General features: G+C 62.0%; 24 protein-coding genes. 6 read left to right on the forward strand and 18 right to left on the reverse strand.

Features of this window, described 5'->3' with window-relative positions; genetic code table 11:
* The first annotated feature begins 4 nt into the window (after nt 1–4).
* The 3 genes from addB (at nt 5) to trxA (ending at nt 7,133) form a co-directional block, all read left to right on the forward strand.
* Complete coding sequence (gene addB / locus NN662_RS00165) at nt 5–3,199, forward strand: double-strand break repair protein AddB (protein WP_261928299.1); 3,195 nt, start codon at nt 5–7, stop codon at nt 3,197–3,199.
* On the forward strand, nt 3,192–6,737 hold the full coding sequence (gene addA / locus NN662_RS00170; RefSeq protein ID WP_261928300.1) for a double-strand break repair helicase AddA: 3,546 nt from the start codon (nt 3,192–3,194) through the stop codon (nt 6,735–6,737). Before addB ends, addA begins: the two co-directional genes overlap by 8 nt.
* 75 nt (nt 6,738–6,812) lie before the next feature.
* Nucleotides 6,813–7,133: a thioredoxin gene (gene trxA, locus NN662_RS00175; RefSeq protein ID WP_261928301.1), complete on the forward strand. Its 321-nt coding sequence runs from the start codon at nt 6,813–6,815 to the stop codon at nt 7,131–7,133.
* Nucleotides 7,134–7,206: 73 nt separating this feature from the next.
* On the opposite strand, the gene NN662_RS00180 is transcribed toward trxA, so the two are convergent.
* From NN662_RS00180 to NN662_RS00215, 8 genes are all read right to left on the reverse strand, one after another.
* Nucleotides 7,207–8,550, reverse strand: coding sequence for a bifunctional folylpolyglutamate synthase/dihydrofolate synthase (locus NN662_RS00180; RefSeq protein WP_261928302.1), 1,344 nt, complete (start codon nt 8,548–8,550; stop codon nt 7,207–7,209).
* 42 nt (nt 8,551–8,592) lie between these two features.
* On the reverse strand, nt 8,593–9,519 hold the full coding sequence (gene accD, locus NN662_RS00185) for an acetyl-CoA carboxylase, carboxyltransferase subunit beta (protein ID WP_261928303.1): 927 nt from the start codon (nt 9,517–9,519) through the stop codon (nt 8,593–8,595).
* A 45-nt stretch (nt 9,520–9,564) separates the two neighbouring features.
* Nucleotides 9,565–10,404, reverse strand: coding sequence for a tryptophan synthase subunit alpha (trpA, locus tag NN662_RS00190; protein WP_261928304.1), 840 nt, complete (start codon nt 10,402–10,404; stop codon nt 9,565–9,567).
* A gap of 2 nt (nt 10,405–10,406) precedes the next feature.
* Nucleotides 10,407–11,627 carry a tryptophan synthase subunit beta gene (gene trpB / locus NN662_RS00195; RefSeq protein ID WP_261928305.1) on the reverse strand — a complete coding sequence of 407 codons (1,221 nt, stop codon included), beginning with the start codon at nt 11,625–11,627 and terminating at the stop codon, nt 10,407–10,409.
* Entirely contained in the window at nt 11,624–12,298 is a 675-nt protein-coding gene (locus NN662_RS00200; protein WP_261928306.1) for a phosphoribosylanthranilate isomerase, read from the reverse strand. The genes trpB and NN662_RS00200 overlap by 4 nt, the downstream gene beginning before the upstream one ends.
* Before the next feature lie 58 nt (nt 12,299–12,356).
* Nucleotides 12,357–13,130 carry a M48 family metallopeptidase gene (locus tag NN662_RS00205; RefSeq protein WP_261928307.1) on the reverse strand — a complete coding sequence of 258 codons (774 nt, stop codon included), beginning with the start codon at nt 13,128–13,130 and terminating at the stop codon, nt 12,357–12,359.
* 94 nt (nt 13,131–13,224) lie between these two features.
* Nucleotides 13,225–13,671 carry a DUF2852 domain-containing protein gene (locus tag NN662_RS00210; RefSeq protein ID WP_261928308.1) on the reverse strand — a complete coding sequence of 149 codons (447 nt, stop codon included), beginning with the start codon at nt 13,669–13,671 and terminating at the stop codon, nt 13,225–13,227.
* 170 nt (nt 13,672–13,841) lie between these two features.
* Nucleotides 13,842–15,116 carry a polyhydroxyalkanoate depolymerase gene (locus NN662_RS00215; RefSeq protein WP_261928309.1) on the reverse strand — a complete coding sequence of 425 codons (1,275 nt, stop codon included), beginning with the start codon at nt 15,114–15,116 and terminating at the stop codon, nt 13,842–13,844.
* Between the two features lie 432 nt (nt 15,117–15,548).
* On the opposite strand from NN662_RS00215, the gene NN662_RS00220 reads away from it, so the two are divergent.
* Nucleotides 15,549–16,148, forward strand: coding sequence for a nitroreductase family protein (locus NN662_RS00220; protein ID WP_261928310.1), 600 nt, complete (start codon nt 15,549–15,551; stop codon nt 16,146–16,148).
* Between the two features lie 63 nt (nt 16,149–16,211).
* On the opposite strand, the gene gyrB is transcribed toward NN662_RS00220, so the two are convergent.
* The 5 genes from gyrB to NN662_RS00245 all read right to left on the reverse strand — a co-directional run bounded on the left by gyrB (nt 16,212) and on the right by NN662_RS00245 (nt 21,547).
* Entirely contained in the window at nt 16,212–18,647 is a 2,436-nt protein-coding gene (gyrB, locus tag NN662_RS00225) for a DNA topoisomerase (ATP-hydrolyzing) subunit B (RefSeq protein WP_261928311.1), read from the reverse strand.
* A gap of 144 nt (nt 18,648–18,791) precedes the next feature.
* On the reverse strand, nt 18,792–19,157 hold the full coding sequence (locus NN662_RS00230; protein WP_261928312.1) for a helix-turn-helix domain-containing protein: 366 nt from the start codon (nt 19,155–19,157) through the stop codon (nt 18,792–18,794).
* Nucleotides 19,154–19,726, reverse strand: a complete 573-nt coding sequence (locus NN662_RS00235) for a Smr/MutS family protein (RefSeq protein WP_261928313.1) — start codon at nt 19,724–19,726, stop codon at nt 19,154–19,156. Before NN662_RS00235 ends, NN662_RS00230 begins: the two co-directional genes overlap by 4 nt.
* Nucleotides 19,726–20,841 (reverse strand): murein transglycosylase A, encoded by a 1,116-nt coding sequence (locus NN662_RS00240; protein WP_261928314.1) that lies wholly within the window; start codon nt 20,839–20,841, stop codon nt 19,726–19,728. The genes NN662_RS00235 and NN662_RS00240 overlap by 1 nt, the downstream gene beginning before the upstream one ends.
* A 4-nt stretch (nt 20,842–20,845) precedes the next feature.
* The gene (locus NN662_RS00245) at nt 20,846–21,547 is read right to left on the reverse strand and encodes a Tim44/TimA family putative adaptor protein (RefSeq protein ID WP_261928315.1); all 702 of its coding nucleotides are present in this window, start codon (nt 21,545–21,547) and stop codon (nt 20,846–20,848) included.
* A 132-nt stretch (nt 21,548–21,679) separates the two neighbouring features.
* Here NN662_RS00245 and NN662_RS00250 point away from each other — a divergent pair, with 132 nt between their 5' ends.
* Complete coding sequence (locus NN662_RS00250; RefSeq protein ID WP_261928316.1) at nt 21,680–22,180, forward strand: FxsA family protein; 501 nt, start codon at nt 21,680–21,682, stop codon at nt 22,178–22,180.
* A gap of 92 nt (nt 22,181–22,272) precedes the next feature.
* Nucleotides 22,273–22,755 carry a protein-export chaperone SecB gene (secB, locus tag NN662_RS00255; RefSeq protein WP_261928317.1) on the forward strand — a complete coding sequence of 161 codons (483 nt, stop codon included), beginning with the start codon at nt 22,273–22,275 and terminating at the stop codon, nt 22,753–22,755.
* A 63-nt stretch (nt 22,756–22,818) separates the two neighbouring features.
* Here the strand turns inward: secB and dnaQ are convergent, their stop codons facing one another.
* From dnaQ to NN662_RS00280, 5 genes are read right to left on the reverse strand one after another with little or no spacing between them, the layout of a single operon-like run.
* Nucleotides 22,819–23,526, reverse strand: coding sequence for a DNA polymerase III subunit epsilon (gene dnaQ, locus NN662_RS00260; protein ID WP_261928318.1), 708 nt, complete (start codon nt 23,524–23,526; stop codon nt 22,819–22,821).
* Entirely contained in the window at nt 23,526–24,122 is a 597-nt protein-coding gene (coaE, locus tag NN662_RS00265) for a dephospho-CoA kinase (RefSeq protein ID WP_261928319.1), read from the reverse strand. The genes dnaQ and coaE overlap by 1 nt, the downstream gene beginning before the upstream one ends.
* Nucleotides 24,119–24,982, reverse strand: a complete 864-nt coding sequence (locus NN662_RS00270; RefSeq protein WP_261928320.1) for a shikimate dehydrogenase — start codon at nt 24,980–24,982, stop codon at nt 24,119–24,121. The genes coaE and NN662_RS00270 overlap by 4 nt, the downstream gene beginning before the upstream one ends.
* Nucleotides 24,975–25,574, reverse strand: coding sequence for a Maf-like protein (locus tag NN662_RS00275; RefSeq protein ID WP_261928321.1), 600 nt, complete (start codon nt 25,572–25,574; stop codon nt 24,975–24,977). Before NN662_RS00275 ends, NN662_RS00270 begins: the two co-directional genes overlap by 8 nt.
* A gap of 28 nt (nt 25,575–25,602) precedes the next feature.
* Entirely contained in the window at nt 25,603–26,424 is an 822-nt protein-coding gene (locus NN662_RS00280) for a pyruvate, water dikinase regulatory protein (protein WP_261928322.1), read from the reverse strand.
* Nucleotides 26,425–26,508: the final 84 nt, after the last annotated feature.

Consider the following 26,508-nt stretch of genomic DNA (forward strand, 5'->3'; position numbering starts at 1 on the left):
AAACATGGCCGAACGACATCGTCAGCGCATACTTACGATTCCGCCCGGTCTGCCGTTTCTCCGAACCCTCGCCCGAGCCTTGTGCGACGGCTCACTGGTCGAAAGCTTCCGCTACGATCCCGCCGATCCACTCGCCCCGTCGCGCGTCACCATCTTTCTGCCGACGCGCCGCGCCGCGCGCGTGCTGCGCTCCGAATTCGTCGACCTGCTTGGCGGCAAGTCCGCCATTCTCCCGGTCATCCGTCCGCTCGGCGAAACGGACGACGACACCGGCTTCTTTGACGAAACCGTTCCGGACCGGCTGGACCTCGATCCGCCAATCCCCGGCACCGCCCGGCTTCTGGAACTCGCCCGGCTCATCCTCTCCTGGCGCAACTGGTTGCCGGAAGTCATCCGCGACATCCATTCCGATTCGCCGCTGGTCGCTCCGGCAAGTCCGGCGGACGCCATCTGGCTTGCCCGCGATCTCGCCGAACTGATCGATTCGGTCGAGACGGAAGAACGAGACTGGGACGACCTGAAAAAGCTGAATGCCGAGGACTATGCCCACTGGTGGCAGTTGACGCTCGAGTTCCTGAAGATTGCTTCCGCCTTCTGGCCCGCGCGCCTGCAGGAGCTCAGTCTGTCGTCCCCTGCCCGGCACCGCAACGCGATCCTCCGGGGCGAGGCCGAGCGGCTGGCGCGCGCAAGACATGAGGGACCGGTGATCGTTGCCGGTTCGACGGGCTCGCTGCCCGCGACGGCCGAGCTGATCGCCACGGTGGCCAGATTGCCGGAGGGCGCCGTCGTTCTGCCGGGCCTCGATACCTCCATGGACGAGGACATCTGGCAGGGCCTTACGCCGGCCGCGGATGATCCGCGCTTCCAGGACCCGACACTGCGCGGGCATCCGCAATATGGTCTCGCCCTGCTTCTCTCGCGGCTCGGAACGGCCCGTTCGGAAGTCATCGCACTTGCGGGTTCCGAGGAGCCGCTTGCGCTTCGCCAGAGACTGATCTCGCAGGCGATGACGCCGGCATCGGCGACCGACCGCTGGGCGAGCTGGCAGGCGGACAAAGGTCCCGGCGAGGCTGCGGCTGCATTTGCCGATGTCAGTCTGATCGAGGCGCAGAACGAGCGCGAGGAGGCAACCGCGATCGCCATTGCCCTGAGGCTGGCGCTGGAGGAACCCGGCGTCCATGGCGAAAGCCAGGCGGCACTGATCACACCGGACCGCACGCTTGCCCGCCGCGTCGTCTCGGAGCTTGCCCGCTTCGGCATCACGGCGGACGATTCGGCCGGCACGCCGCTGTCGCAGACCCAGCAGGGGACATTGCTGCGTCTCGTCCTCGAAACGACGCTTCGGCCCGGCGATCCGGTGGCGATCGCCTCCCTGCTCAAACATCCGCTGCTCCGGCTGCAGATGCCATCCGCGCGGCTGGCGCTGGCCGTCAGGGCGCTGGAGGCCATCGCGCTGCGGGGCGGTCTTGGAGAATGCGATATCGCCCTGCTCGGTCCGCTGTTTGCCCGGCGGCTGGAGGAACAGAAGGCCGACCGGCACCGACCGCAATGGCGCCGTTCCATTTCAAGGCAGGCGATCGAGGATGCGGCCATTGTCGCGGAAAAGCTCGCCGAAGCGGTCGAGCCGCTGGCAAGCGCCTTTCTGCGGCGCGGCCGGGAGCGCGGGCTCAGCGATCGTTTCACCCTATCCGCCTGGGCGGAGCGGACCGGCTCGGTGCTCGAAAATCTCTGCCGCGACGAGGCCGGCGATCTCGCCGCCCTCTGGACCGGTGAAGCGGGACAGGCGCTTGCCGGCCTGCTCGGCGAGGTGATGGAGGCACAAGGCCAGCTGGAGGCCAGCGGGCCGCAATGGATCGACATCGCGGATGCGCTGACGGCCGGTTCGTCGGTCAAGCCGCAGGCGATGAGCCATCCGCGCGTCTTCATCTTCGGCACGCTGGAAGCGCGCCTGCAGAGCGTCGACACGCTCGTGCTGGGAGGTCTGAACGAAGGGTCCTGGCCGGCGGAAAGCGCCAATAATCCGTTTCTCTCGCGCACCATGAAGACTGGCATGGGCCTGGAGCCGCCCGAACGGCGGCTGGGCCAGCACGCCCACGACTTCGAGATGGCGAACGGCACCCGCAAGCTCATCTATTCCCGATCGGCCCGCCAAGGCTCGGCGCCGACCGTGCCATCGCGGTGGCTGCAGCGCCTGAAGGCGCTTCTCGGACCAGAGATCATCAAGGACATGCGCGAACGCGGCGACCGGTTTCGCGACTGGGCCGGCGCAATCGACACCGGCGAGAAGCAGACGCTCGCAGCCCGGCCGGAGCCGAAGCCGCCCGCCGACCTGCAGCCGGTGCGTTATTCCTTCTCCGAGGTCTCGCGGCTCCGGCGCGATCCCTATTCCATCTACGCCCGCCGCATCCTGAAGCTCGATCCCGTCGATCCCTTCAACGCCGATCCAGGTGCGGCCGAGCGCGGCACGCTCTACCATGCGATCATCGACGCCTTCACCAAATCGGGGGCGAAAGCCGGAACGGCCGAAGCGGAACGCGTGATGGAAAGGCTGATTTCCGAGCACTTCGACCAAGAGGAACTGCCGGCGCACATCGATGCGGTCTGGCGGCCGCGGTTTCGCGCGGTCGCAAACGCCTTCCTGAAATGGGAAGCTACGCGGCAGACAGAGATCGGCCGAACCGTCACCGAGGTCGGAGCGGCGATGCAATATGCGCCGGTCGGCATCACCATTACCGGCATTGCCGACCGGATCGATATCAAGGGACCGGGTCACGCCGACATCATCGACTACAAGACCGGCTCCAATCCAAGCCCGTCGCAGGCGCGGGCGCTGCTCGATCCGCAGCTGGCGCTGGAGGCTGCGGCACTCCGAGCCGGTGCCTTCAAGGATGTGGAGCCGCTGACGGCCGAAAACCTGATCTATGTGCGGCTGCGCCCCGGCGATCGCTTCGATGTGCAGCAGGTCAACAACGAGCTCAGCGCCCGCGATCCGGCCAAGGCGAAATCGGCCGAACAGCTGGCCGACGAGGCCCTGCACCAGCTCGGCAATTTCGTCTCGGTGCTGCGATCCGGCGAGCGCGGTTTCGTCTCGCGGCTGCTACCCTTCAGCCAGAACGACTATGGCGGGGAGTACGACCATCTTGCCCGCGTGGCGGAGTGGTCCACCGCTGACGGCCAAGTGGAGGATGGCGATGAGTGAGCATCTGCCCGATCATCCCGATACGCCGGCCGGCTGGCTCGACTGGACTACGACACAACAGTCGGCCGCGGCCGATCCGGGCCGTTCCGCCTGGGTTTCGGCCAATGCCGGTTCCGGCAAGACACATGTCCTGACCCAAAGGGTGATCCGCCTGCTGCTGGCGGGTGCACGCCCCTCCTCCATCCTGTGCCTGACCTATACGAAGGCGGCGGCATCGGAAATGTCGAACCGCGTTTTCGATAGGCTGGGCGCCTGGGCAACGCTGAACGACGAGGAGCTGGCATCCCGGATAGAGAAGATCGAAGGCGCGCGGCCGGACCGGATCAAGCTGGCGCTCGCCCGCCAGCTCTTCGCCCGCGCGCTGGAAACGCCCGGCGGGCTGAAGATCCAGACGATCCATGCCTTCTGCGAGGCACTGCTGCACCAGTTTCCGCTGGAAGCCAACGTCGCCGGCCATTTCTCCGTCCTCGACGACCGGGCCGCGAGCGTGCTGCTCGCCGATGCGCGGCGCGCGATGCTGACGGCGGCTTCGTCTGAAGAGGACGCCGCGCTCGCCGAAGCATTCGCCTATGTTCTCTCGGTCGGCGACGAATTCGGTCTCGACACGCTGCTCGGCGAAATCGTCGCCAACCGGATCGCCATCGCCAATTTCCTGGGCGTCGCCGGAGCGAAGCCCGAGGCGGCCCTGCGTCAGGCATTTGGCATCGGTCATGACGAGACCGAAGCCGGTCTTCTTGCCGGTTTCTGGCCGCTGGCCGGCCTTTCGGACGCGAACCTCAGCCTTTACATCGACATCGCCCGCGAAGTCGGCGGATCGAAAGCCGGCGAGATCGCCGATCTGCTGGCCAGCGCCGCCAAAACCGCCGATCCGGCCGAACGCATAGACATGTTAGAAGCGGCCCTCCTGAAAAAGGACGGCGATCCCAAGGCGCTGAGCACGCTCGCCACCAAGAAGATGCTGGCCGCTGCACCACATCTCGAAACTGCAATCACAGAGGCCATCGGCCATCTGGTCGACTGCCGCGACCGGCTGAAGCGTTTCCGGCTTTTCCAGGCGACACGCGCGGCGCTCATCCTGGCGACCCGGCTGCTCGGCGACTACGAGGACCTGAAGAAGGAACGCAGCCTTCTCGATTTCGAGGATCTGATCAACCGGGCGGCGGCACTTCTGACCAAGAGCCAGATCAGCGCCTGGATCCACTACAAGCTCGATCAGGGCATCGACCATATCCTTGTCGACGAGGCGCAGGACACCAGCCCGATCCAGTGGCAGGTCATCCGCTCGCTCAGCGACGATTTCTTTTCCGGCGATACGTCCCGGCCGGGCACGAGAACGCTCTTTGCGGTCGGCGACGAAAAGCAGTCGATCTATTCCTTCCAGGGCGCAAGACCGGAGCGGTTTGCCGCCGAGCGGAGCTTCACCCAGAAGCGCGTAACGGCGAGCGGCGGGGTCTTTTCCGGCATCCGCCTTCCGCTGTCCTTCCGCTCGACGGAGGACGTGCTGTCGGCGGTCGACCAGGTATTTTCGCTTGCCGAGAATGCTCGCGGCCTTGCCGCCGACGGCGACGACATCATCCACCGGTCCAACCGCACCGGCCATCCCGGCGCCGTCGACCTGTGGGAGATGATCGGCACAGAGGCAGCCCTGACGGCAGACGACTGGACCGCGCCGTTCGATTCGACGCCCGAGAACGCGCCGCCCGCCATTCTGGCCCGCCGCATCGCGCACCATATCGGGCAACTGGTTTCCGACGGCACGATCATCGAGGATGGCAAGGAGCGCAGTGTAAGGCCGGGAGACATCCTCATCCTGGTGCGCAAGCGCGACGGTTTCGTCAATGCCCTGACGCGGCTTCTGAAATCCCCCTACAACATTCCCGTCGCCGGCGCCGACCGGCTGCGGCTGACCAGCCACATTGCCATCCAGGATCTGATGGCGCTCGGGCAATTTGCGCTGCTGCCCGAGGACGACCTGTCGCTTGCCGCCCTGTTGAAGAGCCCCCTCTTCAATCTCGGCGAGGCGGACGTCTTCGACATCTGCGGCCTGCGGGCGGAGAACCAGAGCGCCTGGAGCGAATTGAAGCGGCGCGCGGCAAGTGGTGACACCCGGCTGGAAGCCGTTCGAGACAGCCTCCTGACCCAGATCGCGGCCGCGAACCGGCTGTCGGTGCATGATTTCTATGCGCAGGTGCTCGCCGCCCATGGCGGACGGCGAAAGTTCCTCGCCCGGCTCGGCAGCGAAGTCAGCGACATTCTGGACGAATTCCTGACCTTCGCGCTCGATCAGGAGCAGAACGGCCTTCCCGGACTGCAGGCGTTTCTCTCGACGCTCGAGCTCGAAGCACCGGAGGTCAAGCGCGAGCAGGACAAGGGCCGCGACGAAGTGCGGATCATGACCGTGCACGCCTCGAAGGGCCTGGAAGCCCCGATCGTCTTCCTGGTCGATGGCGGTTCGGCAGCCTTCAGCCACAGCCATCTCTCCAAGTTCCGGATGATCGACACGCCGGACAGCGCCGCACCCGTGCCGGTGTGGGCGGTGACGAAGGACGTCGGCAATTCGCTGACCGAGGAAGACGGCGAGCGGGCGAAGGCGGCCGCCGAGGAGGAATACCGGCGGCTGCTCTATGTCGGCATGACCCGGGCGGCCGACCGGCTGATCGTCTGCGGCTATCGCGGCATCCGCCAGAACCCCGGCATCTGGCACGAGATGATCTCGAATGCACTTGCAGCGGATGATAGCCGATGCCGGGAAACGGAATTCATCGGTCCGGATGGCGCCACATGGAACGGCTGCTCCTGGCGCGCGGCCGCGCCGAAGCGGACCTTCGACAGGGCGGACGAACAGCAGAAGGCGGAACGCACCCGCGATCTTCCGGTGGCGCTTTCCCGACCCTTGCCGCCGACAAAGGCACTTCCCCGGCCGCTCAGTCCTTCAGGAGCAGGCTCGGTCATCGACGCCGAGACGGGCGACGCCCCCGTGTTGTCACCGCTCTTCGGCAACAGGCCTGCGGAAAGCCACGCGCTGGAAAAGGGCCGCATCCAGCATCGGCTGATGCAGGTGCTGCCCGGCCTGGAGCCATCGGAACGACGGCCTGCGGCTATCCGTTATCTCGAGCGCGCCGCCGGACACTGGGACGACGAGGACCGCCAGAGAACGGTCGAGAAAATTCTCGCCGTGATCGATCATCCCGGCATTGCCGCGGCGTTCACCGCATCGGCCCAGGTGGAAGTCTCGATCATGGGCACGCTTTCGCTGAATGGCCGGGACTATTCGGTTTCCGGGCGCATCGACCGCCTTGCCGTCGACGGCGATACGGTGATCATCATCGACTACAAGACCAATCGCACGGTGCCCGAATCGATCGACACTGTCTCGCCCGCCTATGTCGCCCAGCTCGCCATCTATCGCGAGATCCTGGCGCCGCTCTACCCGGGCAAGCGCTTCGAATGCGCACTCGTCTACACGGAAGAGGCAGTTATCCACGTGATCCCGAGCGAGAAGCTCGCCTCCGCCCTTGCGGAGCTCAAGACAAAGTGAAAGATCGGGGATTGAAATTTCGGGCCCACAGGGTCACATGTGTACCAACATATTCCCTTTGATAAGGAGAGCCACATGGCTACCGTGAAAGTTGACAGCGCCAATTTCGAAGCCGAAGTCCTGCAGTCGGCAGAGCCCGTGATCGTGGATTTCTGGGCAGAATGGTGCGGCCCGTGCAAGATGATCGCTCCGAGCCTTGAAGAGCTGTCGGTCGAATTCGCCGGCAAGGTGAAGGTCGCCAAGCTCAACATCGACGAAAACCCGGAATTGGCCGCCCAGTTCGGCGTGCGCTCTATTCCGACGCTTGCCATGTTCAAGGGTGGCGAAGTGGCCGACATCAAGGTTGGTGCCGCCCCGAAGACCGCCCTGACGAGCTGGATTTCCAGCGCCGCATAAGGCGACCTCATTTGCAGGCATGAGAAAAGCCCGGTTTTCGCCGGGCTTTTTCTTTGTCGATTTTTTCATGAGTTCAGGTCGGCGGGGTGCCGTTTTCGGCGAGCACATCGCCGACGAGGTACAGCGAACCGCCGATCAGGATCCGCGGCGGTGGCGCATCGGGCCGCAAATGCTGCTTCATCATCTCCAGAGCCTCGGAGACCGACGAAGTGGGGCTCGAGAGGAGGCCGGCTTCGCCAGCGGCATCGGCAAGCACCACCGGATCGATGCGGGCGTCGGTGCCGAAGATCGGCACGGTGAACACATGTTCGGCCAGATCCTCGAAGGCGCGGAAATAGCCGACCGGATCCTTGGTGTTGATCATGCCGGCGATCAGGAACAGCGGCCGCGGCTGGCGTTCCTCGAAATTCGCCAAGGCTTCGGCGATGACTTCGCCCGCACCCGGATTGTGACCGCCATCGACCCAGATTTCCGACCCCGCCGGGGCCTTGTCGAACAGCGCGCCGCTGGTCAGGTGCTGCAGGCGCCCGGCCCAGCTGACCGACTGCATCGCCTGCTCTATGACGGTATCCGACAGCGTAAAGCCTGCCGCTTTCACGGCTCTTATGGCGGCGGCGGCATTGGCATACTGATGACGGCCCGGAAGGCGCGGCAACGGCAGATCAACGAGGCCGAATTCGTCCTGGTAGATCAAACGGCCATATTCCTCATAGGCGACATAGTCCTGGCCGTGTGCGGCGGTCGGGCAATGCAGCCGTTCGGCGGTCGACAGCAGGACATCGAGGGCCTCGTCATGTTGCTGCTGGCCGATGACGACCGGGCAGCGACGCTTCATGATGCCGGCCTTTTCGGCGGCGATTAGTTCGACGCGATCGCCGAGATAGGCCTGATGGTCCAGCGAGATCGGCATGATGACGGAAACGGCGGGTTCGGGAATGACGTTGGTCGCGTCGAAACGGCCACCGAGGCCAACTTCCACGACGGCGACATCCGCCGGCGCTTCGGAAAACAAGACGAACATCACCGCGGTCAGGATCTCGAACACCGTGATCGTTTCGCCGCGATTGGCCTCACCGACCCGGCGGATCGCGTCGGCGAAGACCGCATCCTCCACCAGACGGCCTGAGCCGCCCTTCACACCGATGCGATAGCGTTCATGCCAGTTGACGAGGTGCGGCGACGTGTGGACGTGAACGCTGTGGCCCGCTACCTCCAGCAACGCCCTTGCGAAGGCGGTGACCGATCCCTTGCCGTTGGTGCCGGCGACATGGATCACCGGTGGCATCTTCAAATGGGGATTGCCAAGCCGATCGAGCAGGCGCGTGATCCGGTCAAGGGACAGATCGAATCCCTTCGGATGCAGCGCCATCAGCCTGTTGATTTCGTTCTCGGCTTCACTCCGCACGGATTGGTCCATGACATCTCATCCAACGATGCGGCAAAAGAAGCAAACGCGTGATTATTCTGCGGCTTCTGCCTTGGGAGCAGGGTCTGCGCTTGCGGGCGCACGGTCAATTTCCTCGCGCACGCCATCCACCGGCTTTTTCATCAGGATCTTCAAAAGCCGCGCCAGCGTATCGGGAATATCGTGCCGGCGGACGACCATGTCGACCATGCCGTGCTCCAGCAGATATTCCGAGGTCTGGAAGCCTTCCGGCAGCTTTTCCCGAAGCGTCTGCTCGATCACGCGCTTGCCGGCAAAGCCGATTTCCGCGCCCGGTTCGGCCAGGTGGATATCGCCGAGCATCGCATAGGAGGCGGTGACGCCGCCGGTGGTCGGGTTGGTCAGCACCACGATGTAGGGCAGACCCGCTTCCTTCAGCATGTTGACGGCAACGGTCGTGCGCGGCAGCTGCATGAGCGACAGGATGCCTTCCTGCATGCGCGCGCCACCCGAAGCCGGGAACATGACGACCGGGCATTTTTCGGCGATCGCCCGCTCGAAGGCCTTGATGATCGCCTCGCCGGCGGCGATGCCGAGCGAACCGCCAATGAAGTTGAAGTCGTGGACGATGGCAACGAGCTTCAGGCCCTTCACCTTGCCGACGCCGGCATTGATCGTGTCTTCCGCATCGGTCTTGGCGCGGCTGTCGCGAAGACGGTCGGAATACTTCTTGGAATCGCGGAACTTTAGCGGATCCTGCGCCACCTTGGGCTGCGGCAGGGATTCGTACTGGCCGTTGTCGAACAGCGTCCGCAGACGGTCCTTGGCCGGCATCTTCATGTGATAGCCGGACGCCGGAATGACCCAGAGATTTTCCTCAAGATCCTTGTGAAAGACCATTTCACCGGTTTCCGGACATTTGATCCAGAGATTTTCCGGCACTTCGCGGCGGCCGAGCATGGAATTGATCCGCGGCCTGACGTAGTTGGTGATCCAGTTCAAAGCTCTTGCTCCTGAAATTTCAAACTTAAGTGCGGATTACACCCGCTATTCGGCGGCAACAAGGCGTGCCGACCGCGCGCCAGATGCCAGTCCGCTGACCAGCGTCGCCACCGCCTGAACCGTGTCCGCTGTCGCCTTGCCGTCCTTGGTCAGGCTCGACGCGATCTGGTTGACGATCGCCGTGCCGACCACGACGCCGTCGGCAGACGCGCCGATCAGCTTGGCATGTTCGGCCGTCTTGACGCCAAAGCCGACGCAGACCGGCAGTTCCGTATGGCCCTTGATCCGCTTCACCGCGCCGGAAACCAGCGACGGATCCGGCAGCGACGAGCCGGTAATGCCGTTCATCGAGACAAAATACACGAAACCGGAGGAATTTTGCAGGACCCTCGGCATACGCTTGTCATCGGTGGTCGGCGTCGTCAGGCGAATGAAGTTGATGCCCTTGGCGACGGCCGGGATGCAGAGCTCGTCATCCATCTCCGGCGGCAGGTCGACGACGATGAGGCCGTCAATGCCGGCCTCGATGGCCTCGTCGATGAACTTGTCGACGCCGTGGATGTAGATCGGATTGTAGTAGCCCATCATGACGATGGGGGTGTCATTGTCCGTCTTGCGGAAATCGCGGGCGATCTGCAACGTCTTGACGAGCGTCTGGCCGCCTTTGAGCGCGCGCTGGCCGGCCATCTGGATGGCGGGACCGTCGGCCATCGGGTCGGAGAACGGCATGCCGAGCTCGATGACGTCGGCGCCGGCTGCCGGCAGCGCCTTCATGATGCCGAGCGAGGTTTCGTAGTCGGGGTCGCCGGCCATGAAATAGGTGACGAGCGCCGGGCGGTTTTCCGCCTTCAGATCAGCGAAGCGTTTGTCCATACGTGCAGTCATGATCAGAGGCCCATTCCGAGAATCTTGCCAACGGTGAAGATGTCCTTGTCGCCGCGGCCGCACAGGTTCATCAGGATGATCTGGCCCTTGCCCATCTTCGGCGCGCGCTTGACCACCTCGGCCAGAGCATGGCTCGGCTCGAGCGCCGGAATGATGCCTTCCGTGCGGGTCAGAAGCTGGAAGGCGGCCAGCGCCTCGTCATCCATGATCGGCACATATTCGACACGGCCGCTGTCCTTCAGCCAGGAATGCTCCGGACCGATGCCCGGATAGTCGAGGCCGGCCGAGATCGAATGGCCTTCCTTGATCTGGCCGTCGCTGTCCTGCAGCAGATAGGTGCGGTTGCCGTGCAGAACACCGGGGCTGCCGGCGGTCAGCGAAGCACAATGCTCTTCGCCGTCGAGGCCCTTGCCGCCGGCTTCCACGCCAACGATGCGGACCGACTCGTCATCGAGGAACGGATGGAAGAGCCCGATGGCGTTCGAGCCGCCGCCGACGGCAGCGACCAGCATGTCCGGCAGGCGGCCTTCGGCGGCCATCATCTGTTCCTTGGCTTCTTTGCCGATGACCGACTGGAATTCGCGGACCATTTCCGGATACGGGTGCGGGCCGGCGGCCGTGCCGATGATATAATAGGTGTCATCGACATTGGTGACCCAGTCACGCAGCGCCTCGTTCATCGCATCCTTCAGCGTGCCGTGACCGGAGGTCACCGGCTTCACCTCGGCGCCCAAGAGCTTCATGCGGAACACGTTCGGCGCCTGGCGCTCGACGTCGGTGGCGCCCATGTAGACGACGCAGGGAAGGCCGAAGCGGGCGGCGACGGTCGCGGAGGCAACACCATGCTGGCCGGCGCCGGTTTCGGCGATGATCCGGGTCTTGCCCATGCGCTTGGCAAGCAGGATCTGGCCGATGCAGTTGTTGATCTTGTGGCTGCCGGTGTGATTGAGCTCGTCGCGCTTGAAGTAGATCTTCGCGCCACCGAGTTCTTCCGTTAGACGCTCGGCGAAATAGAGCGGGCTCGGACGGCCGATGTAATGCGTGCCCAGATGGGCAAGTTCTGCCTGGAATTCGGCATCGGTCTTTGCCCGGTTCCACTGTTCCTCGAGTTCGAGGATGAGCGGCATCAGGGTTTCGGCGACGAAGCGCCCACCATAGATGCCAAAACGTCCGTCCTCGTCGGGACCGGACCGGAAGGAATTGGGCAAAGGCGTCTGGTTCACATCATTCTCCCTGTGCCAGCCGTTTTCATCGGCTTGTCGGGCACCGCATCAAAAAACTGGTCGAGCAAGGCGAGGTCCTTGACCCCCGGCTCGGATTCCACACCGGAGGATACGTCGATCCCCCTCGCCCCGGTCATCAGAACAGCCGTTCCGACGTTATCCTTGTTCAGGCCCCCGGAAAGCATGTAATCGATGTGATCGTCAAGACTGTCCATCAGGCTCCAGTCGAAGCTGACGCCGTTGCCGCCGGGCAATTCCGAGCCTTTCGGCGCCTTGGCGTCGAAGAGGAAACTGTCGGCAACGCCGTCATAGGCATCGACCTTTTTCAGGTCGTCGGCGTCGCGAACCGAAAACACCTTCATCACCGGCAGGCCGAACAGTGCCTTGAGGTGAAGGATACGCTCCGGGCTTTCACTGCCGTGCAACTGCAGGATATCCGGCTTCAGCAACGCAACGATTTCTTCCAGGGTCTCGTCGTCTGCATCGACCGTAACGGCGACGACCTTGACCCGGCCGCGCACCAGATCGGCAAGGCTTCCGGCCACGTCCGGCTCTATGTTGCGCGGGCTTTTCTCGAAGAAAATGAAGCCGATATGGGTGGCTCCGCGCTCGACAGCGCGCAACACCGCTTCAGGCGTCTTGAGGCCGCAGATCTTGATATCCGGTTTCATCTGGGCGGAAGTGACATGAAACGGTAAAAGAGTCGAGAAAAATCGCCATCTGCGGCCGTCAGAGGGCCGACGGTCCGAAGTCGATCGCGTGAAGCAGCGTGCCGTTCTTCTTCAGCCATGCCTTGGCCTCGTCCGTTCGCGGGCAGAGCCTTTCGCACAGCGCCCAGAAGCGCGGGCCATGGTTCATTTCGCGAAGGTGGGCCACTTCATGGGCTGCGAGGTAATCAATGACGAAGGGGGGAGCCATGACGATGCGCCAGGAGAACGACAGCTTGCCGTCGCTCGAACACGAGCCCCAACGGCTGCGCGTATCCTTCATAGTGATCGACTTGAACGGCCGACCGGCGGCCCTGGCATGGATTGCCACATAGGTTTCGATGTCGCCGCGCGCTTCCTTCTTCAGGAAGTCTGCGATGCGGCGACCGGTGTGTTCTTCCATGCCGCTGACGGTGAGGATGCGGTTGCCATCGCGTTCGATGCTCCGGGTAAGTCCGCGCAGCTTGCCGGTGTGCTCGATCAGATGGCGGACGCCGCGCAGGCTGATTTCAGCGCCGTCGCGAAGCGTTCGGTCGTCTGAGAAACGGGACAGTCTGTCGGCCAGCCACTCCTGATGACGGCGCAGGAAATCGTCGACATCGCGGCGCGGCACTCCGGGCGGCACGGTCATCTTCAGGAGATTTCCGCCGGGCTCGATCCTCAATGTGATTCTTGTCGAGCGCGGGTTGCTGCGGATAACGAGCGGCATCGGCCTGCCATCGACATCAATGGTCGTCTTGACCACGCCGGGTGGCTTCGGCGACTTTTTCCTGACACGCTCAATCAATCCGAACATGCCTTCCTTCTATCCGATTCGAATCTGTTGGGGACAAACAAAAACCGGCATCCATTCGATGCCGGTCCTCTTCTCATGGCAACGGTTCCAAGGCTCAGGAGCCTGTGTAACCGGGGACCGGATTGCCGTTGTTGCCGCCATCCTGTCGCTTGGACGGACGGTCACGCATGAAACGGTCGAACTCTTCCTGGTCCCGCGCCCTGCGCAGTTCGCGCATGTACTCGTCGAAGTCGGCACGCATCTCATCGAGCTTGCGGCGTTCTTCTTCCAGCCGTTCCAGTTCCTGCCGGCGCCAGTCGTCGAAGGCGACGTTGCCGGTAGAGAAATGCGGACGGCCGTATCGGCTACGGCTCGACCTGCAGCCGGCAAAGAGTCCGTCTGCTTTCGAGTTCATGTCCCGCTTGAATTCCTGCAAGCGTTCGCCGAACAGGATGTAGGCGAGCATAGCCAGGCCGAGAGGCCAGAAAATGACGAAGCCCAACACCATCAGTGCGATCGTTGCCGGCGTCCAGTCGGGACGAAGCAATGCTGACTGGTTCATTGTGAGTTACCTCGCTTTCCTCGGACCGGCAGGATGCCGAACCGATGAGTTTGATGTGGTAACCCTCCAATTCGGGTTCAAGCATATGGCATCCGAATTCGGACAATCGCCTGTTCTGCAAGCGATTTATCGGAATGCCTCTTGCAGCGGAAGCGGCGGTGCCGGACGCTTCAGGCCTTCCCGCCTTCGATGACCCGCGGGCTCATGGCCTTGCGGCCGCCGCTGTGGGCGCGGGCAAAATCGACGATCATCGGAACGATGTCGCGGCGGAACCTCGACCCGTTGAAGACGCCGTAATGGCCGACATCGGCCTGCACGTAATGCATCCGCTTTTCGTTCGGGATGCCCGGGCAGATGAAATGCGCGGCTTCCGTCTGGCCGACACCGGAGATGTCGTCGTTCTGGCCCTCGACAGTCAGAAGGCCGACATTGCGGATTGCCTTGGTATCGACCTTGCGCCCGCGATGTTTGAAGCGGCCGTTGGGAAGCGAATGCTTGATGAAAACCTCGTCGACCGTCTGCAGATAGAATTCCGCCGTCAGGTCCATGACAGCAAGATATTCGTCATAGAAGTCGCGATGCTTTTCCGCCGAATCGCCGTCGTTCTTCACCATGTGGAAGAAGAAATCCTTCTGGGCAATCATGTGGCGGTCGAGGTTCATCGACATGAAGCCGGAGAGCTGCAAGAAACCTGGATAGACGGGGCGCATGAAACCCGGCTGCGGCCACGGCACATTCATGATCACATTGTCACGGAACCAGTCGAGCGGCTTGCTCTGGGCCAGCTTGTTGACCGCCGTCGGATTGACGCGCGTGTCGATCGGGCCACCCATCAGGGTCATGGTCGCCGGCACGCAGGGGTCCGCATCCATTTCCATCACGCCCACGGCGGCAAGCAGCGGAACCGACGGCTGGCAGACGCCGACGGCATTCACACCCGGTCCCATGAACTGGAAGATGTCGATCAGGTAGTCGATGAAGTCGTCGAGATCGAAGCGGCCTTCCGACACCGGCACCATGCGGGCATCCACCCAATCGGTGATGTAGACATCGGCATGCGGCAACAGCGCCTCGACCGTGCCGCGCAGCAATGTGGCGTAATGGCCGGACATCGGCGCGACGAGCAGGATGCGGGGATCCTTGCCATGATTGGCAGGGAGAACACGCTCGAAATGAATGAGGTTGCAGAATGGCCGGGACCAGATGACCTTTTCATGGACGGACACGCGCTCACCACCGACCTCGGTCTCGGTCAAGCCGAATTCCGGCTTGCCGTAGCGCCGGGTGGATCGCTCGAACACCTCCAGCGCGGCGGCGACCGATCGGCCAAGCATCGTGTGGGACAAGGGGTTCAGCGGATTGCGATAGGCCATCCGCCACCAATCCGCCCCTGCCCTGAACGGCGCGACCATGGCATGGTTCAATTCATAGAGCTGATAAAACATGGGAAATGCCACCTTTCTGGTCCGGATATCCCACGCAGCTTGCCCATGGCTTGTCGGCGCCGCGTCTTCTGCGCTTCCTTTTCATGAAGGAAGCTGCCGGTCCTGCCGGCATTCGGGATGTCCGTCATGTCTTTACCTGGAGCCGAGGACAGATTTTTCCAGCCGACTTCCACGTTTTCCATCCGACCGTAGCAGGTTTCTTTTGCGGCGCAACAGCTGCCTTGTCGCAACGCAAGAAACGTGCTCCGCTCTACACTTGCCGGCTGGTGCTCTCGCGCTATGTTTCACATACAACTGTGCGTGCGCGCGACAGCCCACGGTCATACCTTAGCCGGATTCCACCCCAGGATTCGGAACCAAAGCGAACTCCCAGGTCGTGTTTCACGTGAATCACGCGCGTATTCGATTTATATTCCTTCAGAGGCAATACAGATGTCCTTCCTTCATCCGAGAAAACCCGCCCACGACATCGATCCACTGTTCGCAAATCGCTGGTCGCCGCGCTCGTTCACCAGCGATCCTTTGCCGGAGTCCGATCTCAAGATCATTCTCGAAGCAGCGCGTTGGGCGCCGTCCGGCAGCAATCGCCAGCCGTGGCGTTTTATCTACGGCCTGCGCGGCACGCCCGCATGGGAGAAAATCGGACCGGTGCTGATGGACTCCAACTTCCGCTGGGCGCGCAATGCAGGCGCGCTGATCCTGGTCTACTCCAGACAGACGATCCGGGACGACAAGACGGGTGAATCGAAGAATCTCTACAGCCATGCCTTCGATGCAGGTGCCGCCTGGGTATCGCTTGCTCTGCAGGCGTCCAAACTCGGCTATCATGCCCATGCCATGGGCGGTATTCACCACGACAAGGCCATGGACATCTTCTCCGTCCCCAGGGACTTCCGTCCAGAGGTTGCCATCGCCGTCGGCAAGATGGGCTCCCCGGACGACCTGCCGGAGGAGCTGCGTCTGCGAGAGGTGCCGAGCGACCGGCTGCCGCTCGACGCGATTGCCGGTGAAGGGACCTTCCCGGAAGGCTGAAACAGAAAGACCCGCCGGACGATATCCGGCGGGTCTTTCAGTTTCATTCCGAAATATGGCCGGCTAGATATCCAGGTTGGCCACGTTCAGCGCGTTTTCCTGGATGAAGTCACGGCGGGGTTCGACCTCGTCACCCATGAGTCGCGAGAACATTTCGTCGGAATCGACGGCATCGTTGACCCGCACCTGCAGAAGCGAGCGGGCATTCGGATCCAGCGTGGTTTCCCACAGCTGCTCGGCATTCATCTCGCCAAGACCCTTGTAACGCTGCATCGACAGGCCCTTACGGCCGCTGGCGAAAATTGCGTCGAGAAGCATGCGCGGACCGGAAACCTGCAGGCTGCCTTCCTTGCGGTTGAGGGTCGGCTGCTGCTTGTAGACTTCCTGCAGACGCGGCGTCAGCTGGTCGATATAGCGCGCGTCGGAGGAACCGATCAGGGCGCTGTCAAGGACGGCGACTTCGCGTACGCCGCGCACCACACGCTGGAAGCGAAGGCCACCCTCGGGCGTCACCTCCCCTTCCCAGCCACGCTCGGTTTCCTCGGCGATCAGGTCGAGGCGGGTCGCCACTTCCTGTGCCGTTGCGCTCGCCTGTTCGGGCTTGTCGGTCAGCTCCGGATTGAGAATGCCACAGATTGCGGCCTGCTCGACGATGTCACGGCTGTAACGCGAATGCAGTCCCTCGACGAGGCTTCGCAGGCGCAGCGCGTCGTTGATGACCATGCGCAGGTCCTGACCGGCGCGCATTTCGCCGTTGCCGAGCGTCAATGTCGCTTCTTCAAGACCCTGGTCGATCAGGTAATCCTCGAGCGCCTTCTCGTTCTTGAGGTACTGGACAGACTTGCCGCGCGATACCTTGTAGAGCGGCGGCTGGGCGATATAGAGGTGCCCGCGCTCGATCAGTTCCGGCATCTGACGGAAGAAGAACGTCAGAAGCAGGGTGCGGATGTGGGCGCCGTCGACGTCAGCATCGGTCATGATGATGATCTTGTGGTAGCGCAGCTTGTCCGGATTGAACTCGTCCTTGCCGATCGACGTGCCGAGCGCGGTGATCAGCGTGCCGATTTCCTGGCTCGACAGCATCTTGTCGAAGCGGGCGCGTTCGACGTTGAGGATCTTGCCGCGCAGCGGCAGGATCGCCTGCGTCTCGCGCGAGCGGCCCTGCTTTGCCGATCCGCCTGCCGAGTCACCCTCGACGAGGAAGAGTTCGGACTTGGCCGGATCCTTCTCGGAACAATCGGCGAGCTTGCCCGGCAGCGAGGCGACATCGAGCGCGCCCTTGCGGCGTGTCAGTTCGCGGGCCTTGCGGGCAGCCTCGCGGGCGGCGGCGGCCTCGACGACCTTGCCGACCAGCGTCTTGGCTTCGCTCGGATGTTCTTCCAGCCAGGTCGAAAGAGCCTCGTTGACAAGGTTTTCGACGACCGGGCGAACTTCCGAGGAGACCAGCTTGTCCTTCGTCTGCGACGAGAACTTGGGGTCCGGAACCTTGACCGACAGCACGGCCGTCAGGCCTTCGCGGCAGTCTTCGCCCGACAGCGTCACCTTTTCCTTCTTTAGAATGCCAGACGAATCGGCATAGGAGGTGACCTGGCGGGTCAGCGCGCCGCGGAAACCGGCCATATGCGTGCCGCCGTCGCGCTGGGGAATGTTGTTGGTGAAACACAGGACGTTCTCATGGTAGCTGTCGTTCCACCACAGCGCCACCTCAACACCGATCCCGTCCTTCTCGCCGCGAATGTAGACCGGCTTTTCGATCAACGGCTTCTTGGAGCGATCGAGATAATTGACGAAGGCCTCCAGCCCGCCTTCATAGACGAGCTCGACTGCCTTGACGTCGGAATGGCGCTTGTCGGTCAGAAGAATATGGACGCCGGAGTTCAGGAAAGCCAGTTCGCGCAGGCGATGTTCGAGCGTCGAGAAATCGAATTCGGTTTTCGTGAAGGTGTCCGTGCTCGGCAGGAAGGTCACTTCCGTACCCGACCGTCCCTCGTAGGTGCCGACAACCGCCAGCGGCGCATCCGGCACACCGTGCGTGAAACTCATCTCGTGGACGTTGCCGTTGCGGCGGATCTTGAGCTTCAGCATGACCGACAGCGCGTTGACCACGGAAACGCCGACGCCATGCAGACCGCCGGAAACCTTGTAGGAATTCTGGTCGAACTTGCCGCCGGCATGCAGCTGCGTCATGATCACTTCCGCTGCGGAGACGCCCTCGCCCGTGTGAATGTCGGTGGGAATGCCGCGGCCGTTGTCCGTCACGGTCACAGATCCGTCGGCGTTCAGCGTCACCGTCACGATGTCGGCATGGCCTGCCAGCGCCTCGTCGATGGCGTTGTCGACGACTTCGTAGACCATGTGATGCAGGCCGGATCCGTCATCCGTATCACCGATATACATGCCCGGCCGCTTGCGCACGGCATCGAGGCCTTTCAGAACCTTGATGGAATCGGCGCCATACTCGCCGGAAGCGCCGGTTTCATGCTCGGGTGTATCGGTCATCTAAGAGGTCTTTCACTGTTGACGGAATAAGGCGGCAACCCTTGCGAATCACCGTTTTTGTCCCTGTCGGACTATAGGGAATTTGCCGCAACTTCCAAATCCATGGCGAAGCAATGTGGCATAAAACGGGGGATGACGGGCCGTTCACTCACCGCCTGACCGCTTTTCCAGGATCGCCGTCAGTTCCCGCACCGTTTCCGGTGACAATTCCCTTATCGCATGTGCGAGCCGATTGGCAAATTCGGTGTGTCCGGGAGGAAGGCCGGACGTATCGACGACGACCCGCGGATGGGACATGCCGGCGATCGAGAAGAGTTCGTCGGCTTCATCCCAGATGATGTTGAAATAGCCGGCCACCCTTTGCAGGAAATCGAAGCTCGGCGGACTTCTTCTGCCGTGCTCGAGCGCCGACAGGTAGGCCGCCGATACGCCGATTGCCGCGGCCATCTGCTTTTGCGAGACGCCCTTCGACTTTCGGAGCGTCCGCATGGCTTCGCCGAACGGCGTCATGACTTGTCTTCCCTGACACGTGATAGGCGGACATAGATGGCGCCCTCTCCTCCGTGCCGGTCGGCGGCGGTTTCATAGGATGAGATCAGGAAACGGAACTCCGGCTTTCGGAACCAGATCGGCACCGCCCGCTTCAGGGCGCCATCGCTGCCCATCGAGCGTCCCTTGCCTGTGATCACCAGCACATGGCGCATGCCGCGTTCATGGGCCCGGATGATGAAATCGAGCAGCATGTTGTGCGCCTCGCTCTGGACGAGGCCATGCAGGTCGATGCGGCCTTCGAGCGGCAAATGCCCTTTCTGCAACTTGCGCTTCACCGGCCGCTCGAGCGGATGGTGAATGCCTTTCGGCTTCTCCTGCGGTGGCGCCTGGTAAGAGGGCACATCCCAGTCATCCGGCTTCGCCTTGACGACGGGCGGAGATACGGGCGCCGCCAGCATGTCGCCGAATTCATCCTCTTCCCGCTCTTCGGCAAAGGTATCCATCCGGCCAGGCAACGGCTTCGTGGTGCGCGCGACCTTGCCCCAGAGAATGCGCTCCTCGCGGCTGAGTTTGCGGTCCCGGGCCATCAGCGGTATCTCGCGGCCGCGGCCTTGGGCAGAAGAATGTAGAAGTCGGCCGGACAGGCGACCGCGCCGGCCATTTCGCCCGCCTCATCGCCCGAGCCCGTAAAGATATCGCCACGCGCCGGGCCGGTGATGGCGGAGCCTGTATCCAGCGCCAGCATCAGCCTGGCGAAGTGACCATCTCTGTCCATGTGGGTGATGGCTTCGCTGACGATATAGAAGGGAAATCCGAAGGTGTGGATGCGACGGTCGACGGCCAGCGATCGACCCGCCACCAGCGGCACCTTCGCGGCGGCGATCGGTCCCTTGGTGACATCGTCGACGGCGGCTTCGCGGAAGAAGATATAGGAACGGTTCTGCCAGTAGACATCGTCGGCGCGATCCGGGTTTGCCTCCAGCCAGGCCCGGATCGACTGCATGGAGATCGCTTCGCGGGCGATTTCCCCCCTCTCGATCAGGAGCTTGCCGATGCCGGAAAAGCGATGTCCGGCCTTTGCGGCGTAGGTGATGCGCTTCAGACTGCCGTCGGGATAGCGCAGCCGCGCGGCACCCTGCACATGGGTGAAGAAGACATCGGCGCGGGATTTCGCCCAGGCGATCTCCAGCCCGCGTCCTTCCAGATAGCCGCGCTCGATTGTGCCTCGATCGGGATAATAGGAGATGACGCCGTCCCGCTGCAGCCCGAATTCATAATAGTCATCCATACCGGCCGGTCGATTGGCATCGTTGACGTCGACCAGATCATCGGGCCTCCGGTAGAAGGGATAGCGGAACGTCTCGTCCGGAGCGGCGGAGACTTCAACTTCCGGCTCGAAGAAGGCGGTTACGAAGCCGCGCTCGCCATCCTTGCGGCGGATGAGAAACGGTTCACATGTCGCCTCGAAGAAGGCGCGCCAGGTCTCCGGGCTTTCGCCGCTGAGCCCCGCCGCCTGCTCGAGAAGCGAAACGAGATCGCCAGCCGTGAGGCCCAACGATCCCGTCTTGTAAGGTTTTGCGGATTTGAGGTGGACGAGGCAATCACACATGGCACCGGCCAGCGAGGATGGATCGTCCTCCTGCCATCGCGGCAGGTCAGCGAAGGAAACCGGCCTGAGTTCGAAATCCTGTCCTTCGGTCATGGGATCAGGATTCGGTTGCGACCAGCTTCCAGTTCGGATCACGCGAACGGACATCGCGGGCGAATGTCCAGATGTCGTTGATCTCGGCGACTTCCTCCGCGCTTCCGTCGATCATCGTTCCGCTCTTGTCGTAGGTCGCAGAAATCATCTGGCTGACGATCTTGAGCTTGATCATGGCTTCGGCATCGCGGACTTCGGCCTGAACGATGTCGATCTTGTCGATGCCGACAAAGGTCGACTTCACCGTTTCGCCGCGGCTTTCCCGATCGGCAATCGCCCGGTCAAATCCTTCATAGACCTCCCTCGAGAGAAGACCCTTAAGGGTGGCGCGGTCGCCTTCGGCAAACGCCATCACGATCATCTCATAGGCCATGCGCGCACCCTTGACGAATTCCTTCGGATCGAAGGCGGGGTCCGCATCGACGAATGCGCGCAGCGAGCGGTTGATCTCGGTGTCGGGTTTGGCGAAACTGTCCACCGCAGCGTAGCGGTCTTCGTCTGCGGTCCCGTCCTCATTCCGCCGGGAGATGGTGACGACCTTGTCGGCCGGATCGCTTCCCGGTCCCTTGGCCATGTCACGGGCATTATAGGGTTCGTAGGGCGGCTTCTCATTGCCGGTGCGTCGACCGAGAACGCTGCGAAGCTGCAGAAAAATCAGGACTGCGGCGACGAGAAAAAAGAGGGTTACAAAATCGTTGGTGCCCATGCTTGTCCCGGTTTCTGTATCGTCTTTCTGGTTACAATACCCATATAGTCTCGATAGGACGATCATTCAAACAAAGAAGACTCGCCGGTGAACGGTCGGATGACCCATACAGCGACGAAAAGGACAGACGGAATGCGCACGCCCATGATAGCCACGACGATATTGCTTCTGCCGATACTGGAGATCGCCGGATTCATCTTGGTCGGCAGGGAAATCGGTGTTCTGCCGACACTGGCCCTCATCATGCTGACCTCGCTTGCCGGCATCGTCCTGCTTCGGGTCCAGGGCTTCGGGATTCTCAGAAGACTGAATGACGAGGCGCGTTCCGGCCGAGACCCCGCCCGCGACATGATCCATGGCGTCATGGTGGTGATCGCCGGACTGCTTCTGCTTCTGCCCGGTTTCATCACCGATGCGATCGGCCTGCTTCTCTTCCTGCCGCCGGTGCGCGACTTCGTCTGGCGGCATTTCCGCCAGAACATCACTGTCTACACCTCGTCGGCAGCGTCCTTCAGAACGGCCGGCGGCAACCGGGATCGCAGCCCCGTCGTCGATCTCGACGAGGACGAGTTCGAGCGCAAGCCCGGCAACGGTTCCTCTCCATGGTCCGACAAGCCCCGGATCGACAACTGACCGGCCGCTTTGCCGCGGGCTTCCACGGGTTGTAAGCCCATGGCCAAAGTGCTAGATCGCCTATCGACTTTTTGACCTAGAGGAAAAATTCGATGGCCAACGAAAACGGCACACAGGCTCCTGAAAGCCCGTCCCTCAATATTCTCGCCCAGTACATCAAGGATTTTTCCTTCGAAAATCCTGGCGCACCGCGCTCCCTGCAGTCGCGTGACAAGGCGCCCGACATCAACATCAACGTCAATGTCAACGCGAACCCGCTTTCCGGTTCCGACTTCGACGTCATCCTGTCCCTGACCGCCGAAGCACGCGACGGCGACAAGGTCGTCTTCAATTGCGAGCTGGTCTATGGCGGCGTCTTCCGCATCACCGGCTTCCCGCAGGAACACCTGCTGCCGGTCCTCTTCATCGAGTGCCCGCGCCTGCTGTTCCCGTTCGCTCGCCAGATCGTCGCCGACGCCACCCGCAATGGCGGCTTCCCGCCGCTGATGATCGATCCGATCGACTTTGCCCGGATGTTCCAGCAGCGCATGGCCGAAGAACAGGCCCGCCAGCAGGTTCAGGCAACCACCAACTGATCAAGCAAAAGCCCGGCGAAGAGCCGGGCTTCTTCTTTGGGGCATGCTTCTGCGCCAGACGTTTCAATCGACGTATTTCTTCCAGAGGCTCTTGTCGCCCATGCCGGCAATCATCTTTTCGTGCGCCGCCAATTCCGCTTCACTCAGACGCGGCGCGAGCGGTCGCGGTCTCGCTTCCAGCACGATCGGCTGATCCGAACCATCTTCCTCGTCTGAATAACCGTCGCGTCCCGTTTCGACATTCAGGCCCAGAGCCGTCTGCCGACCACCGATCATCTCGATGTAGACGTCGGCGAGAAGTTCGGAGTCGAGCAGCGCGCCGTGCTTGTTTCGGTGAGAATTGTCTATCCCGTAGCGACGGCAAAGTGCGTCGAGCGAGTTCGGACCCATCGGATGCTTGCGGCGCGCCATCGCCAGGGTATCGATGACCTGGTCCTGCGGAACCGGCGGGATATCGAGCCGGGCGAACTCGGCATTGATGAAGCCCATATCGAAGGAGGCGTTGTGAGCGATCCACTTTGCACCTTCGAAGAATTCGCGGATCTCGTCGACCACTGCGGCGAAGGGCGGCTTGTCCTTCAGGAATTCGTCGGTGATGCCATGCACGGCCAAGGCGTCCGGATGGACGGTCTTGTCTCCCGGATTGATGTAGATGTGCAGTGTGCGACCGGTCGGGAAGTGGTTTTCAAGTTCGATGCCACCGATTTCGATGACGCGGTCTGTCTTGTTATCGAGGCCGGTCGTCTCCGTATCGAAGATGATTTCGCGCATCAGCGTCTTCCTTCTCTGGCTCTCAACTCCGTGACGATCTTCCTGACCTGATCGCGGGCAGCATCCATGCCTTGGCCGGTATCGACAATATAGTCGGCCCGCCGGCGCTTTTCTGCGTCCGGCATCTGCAGCGACAGGATGAATTCGAACTTCTCCACAGACATGTTCGGGCGGGCGAGCACCCGTTTGCGCTGTTGCTCGACATCGCAACTCGCCACCACGATCACATCGACATCATCCGCGCGTCCAACTTCGAACAGAAGTGGGATGTCCAACAGGACGAGATCGCAACCTTCCCGCTCTCTGGCGACAACGAAATCGCGCTGCTTCTGCCGGACCAACGGATGGACGATCGCTTCCAGCAGCTTCAATTTATCCGGATTCTTAGCCAGAGTCTTCGATAACAGCTGCCGATCTACGGCGCCGCCATCGATCACTTCGGGGAAATCGTCAGCGAGCAGCGGGACTGCCTCACCGGTGTAGAGATCATGGACGACCTGGTCGGAATCGCTGACGGGTATGCCCTCATCGGCGAACATTTTCGCCGTCGTCGACTTTCCCATGCCGATCGATCCGGTCAGCCCTATGACGATCACGCATGCGCCTCCATGTCGGCAATGACCAGATTTCGCAATTCGTCCGTAACCTCCGGACGGCGACCGAACCATTTCTCGAAGCCGGGCACCGCCTGGTGCAGCAGCATGCCAAGGCCGTCGACCGTTTTCAAACCCTGTTGGCGGGCCTGTTTAAGAAGCGGCGTCTCGAGAGGAATATAGACGATGTCCGTCACGACCGCGCCGTCCGCCATCTTGCCGAAGTCAATATCCGGCGCTTCCCCCCCGTCCATACCAAGCGACGTGGTATTGACGAACAGGCTGGCGCCCGAGAGGACTTCCGGCAAGGCATCCCAGGCGTGCCCATGGACGCGGGATCCGAACCTGTCCGCGAGCTCCCTCGCCCGGGCTTCCGTGCGATTGACGACATGCACTTCGGAAAAGCCGCGGTCACGCACGGATTGAATAACCGCTCGGCTCGCGCCACCGGCGCCGGCAATAACGGCGCGCGCTCCAGAGCTATCCCATCCCGGCGCCCGGGCGTCCAGATTGGCCGTGAAACCATAACCATCGGTGTTCGTCGCACACAGACGTCCCTCTTCGAGCCACAGCGTATTGGCAGCGCCAAGTTCCTTGGCCAGCTCATCCGGCCGGTCCGCCAATGCGTAGGCGGATTCCTTATGCGGGATGGTGACGTTGCCGCCAACGTAGTCGGAGCGACCATCCTTCTGTGCCTGAATGAAGTCCGCGAAGTCATCAGGCGCAACCTCCTTAGCCGAATAGCTTCCATCAATACCGAAGATTTTCAGCCAGTATCCATGGATTATCGGGGAACGCGAATGGCGAACTGGATAGCCGGTTACGAATGCTGCCGGCGATTTTGTTTCACGTGAATCATGCATCTATGACATCCAGTTTGCGTAAAGTTTCCAAGAGCGGCAGCAGCGGCAGGCCGAGAATCGTGAAGTAGTCACCGTCGATTTTTTCGAACAGCTGTATCCCCTCGCCTTCGAGCTGATAGCCGCCGACGCTTTGCAATGCCTTGTCTCCGACGCTCTTTATATAAGTGTCCAGAAACCGATCGCCGAACGATCGCATCGTGAGATCGGCGTGACTGACAAACGCGTGCACCACCTTGCCATCCCGTGCGATCGCAACGGCGCTGTTCAGCCGATGCGTCCGACCGGCAAGCGTCGCCAACTGCCGTCTTGCCTCGTCGGATGACTTCGGCTTGTGAAAGAGGACGCCATCGAGCGACATGGTCTGATCCGATCCGATGACATAGGCATCGGGATGGCGGCGGCTGACATCCAGCGCCTTTTCCGCGGCAAGGCGACGGGCCACGGCCTCCCCCGTTCTCTCGAATGCCGGCATGCCATCTTCGATTGCCCGCTCGTCTATCTCTGCAGCAATGGCGGAAAAGCGAAGGCCGGCATTCTCCATCAGCATGCGGCGGAAAGGGCTGGTCGAGGCGAGAATCAGTGTCGGCTGCATGAATGGCCTTTCGGTAACTGTCGCCGGATTACCGCAAGCGCGGACGCAGGGCAACAATAGCCGCGGCCGTCTCTTCGATCGAACGGCGCGTCACATCGATCACCGGCCAGTTGTTTCTGGAAAAGATGGCCCTCGCATATTTCAGTTCTTCGGCGATGGCCGCCCGGTCGATGTAGCTCCCCTTGTCGAAGCCTGGAGTCGTTCCAAGATCGCGATTGCCGCGCACCTGTGAGATCCGGTCGCTTGTGGCGATCAGTCCGACGATCAGGGGTCTCCTGACCTTCATCAGCTGCTCAGGCAACGGCACGCCCTGAACGATCGGAATATTGATCGTCTTGATGCCGCGGTTGGCCAGATAGATGCTGGTCGGCGTCTTCGACGTCCGGCTGATGCCGACGAGAATGACATCGGCCTCATCCAGATCCTCCGGCATCTGACCGTCATCGTGATCCATGGTGAAATTGAGCGCTTCGATACGGGCGAAATAGTCAGCGTTCATATCGTGCTGCGCACCGACCCGCCGGCGCGACGGGGCGCCGAGATAGGTCTGGAAGACGGAAATGACCGGTTCCAGCACATTGACCGACGGGATGCCGATTTCGATACAGGTGTGATCGAGGATGGTCGCGAGCTCCTGATCGACGATCGTATAGAGAACGATTCCCGGTTCGGCATCGACCTTTTCGAGGACGGAAACCAATTGTTTACGATTACGCACTAGAGGATAGACGTGTTCGATGGCGTGGCTTCCATTGAACTGTGCCGAAGCGGCACGACCTGCCGAGATGAGAGTCTCGCCGGTCGAGTCAGAAATCAGATGGAGATGGAAGAAGTTTTTTCTGTTCTCCACGCTAAGATCCTTTGCCTGTTGATAAGCCGGGACAATCCCGTCTGTCCGAAATCAGGCGCCTGAGCCTGTGGGAAAATGGCCGAG

Origin of the sequence: Rhizobium sp. NRK18 (assembly GCF_024385575.1) — a bacterium.
Taxonomy (GTDB): domain Bacteria; phylum Pseudomonadota; class Alphaproteobacteria; order Rhizobiales; family Rhizobiaceae; genus JANFMV01.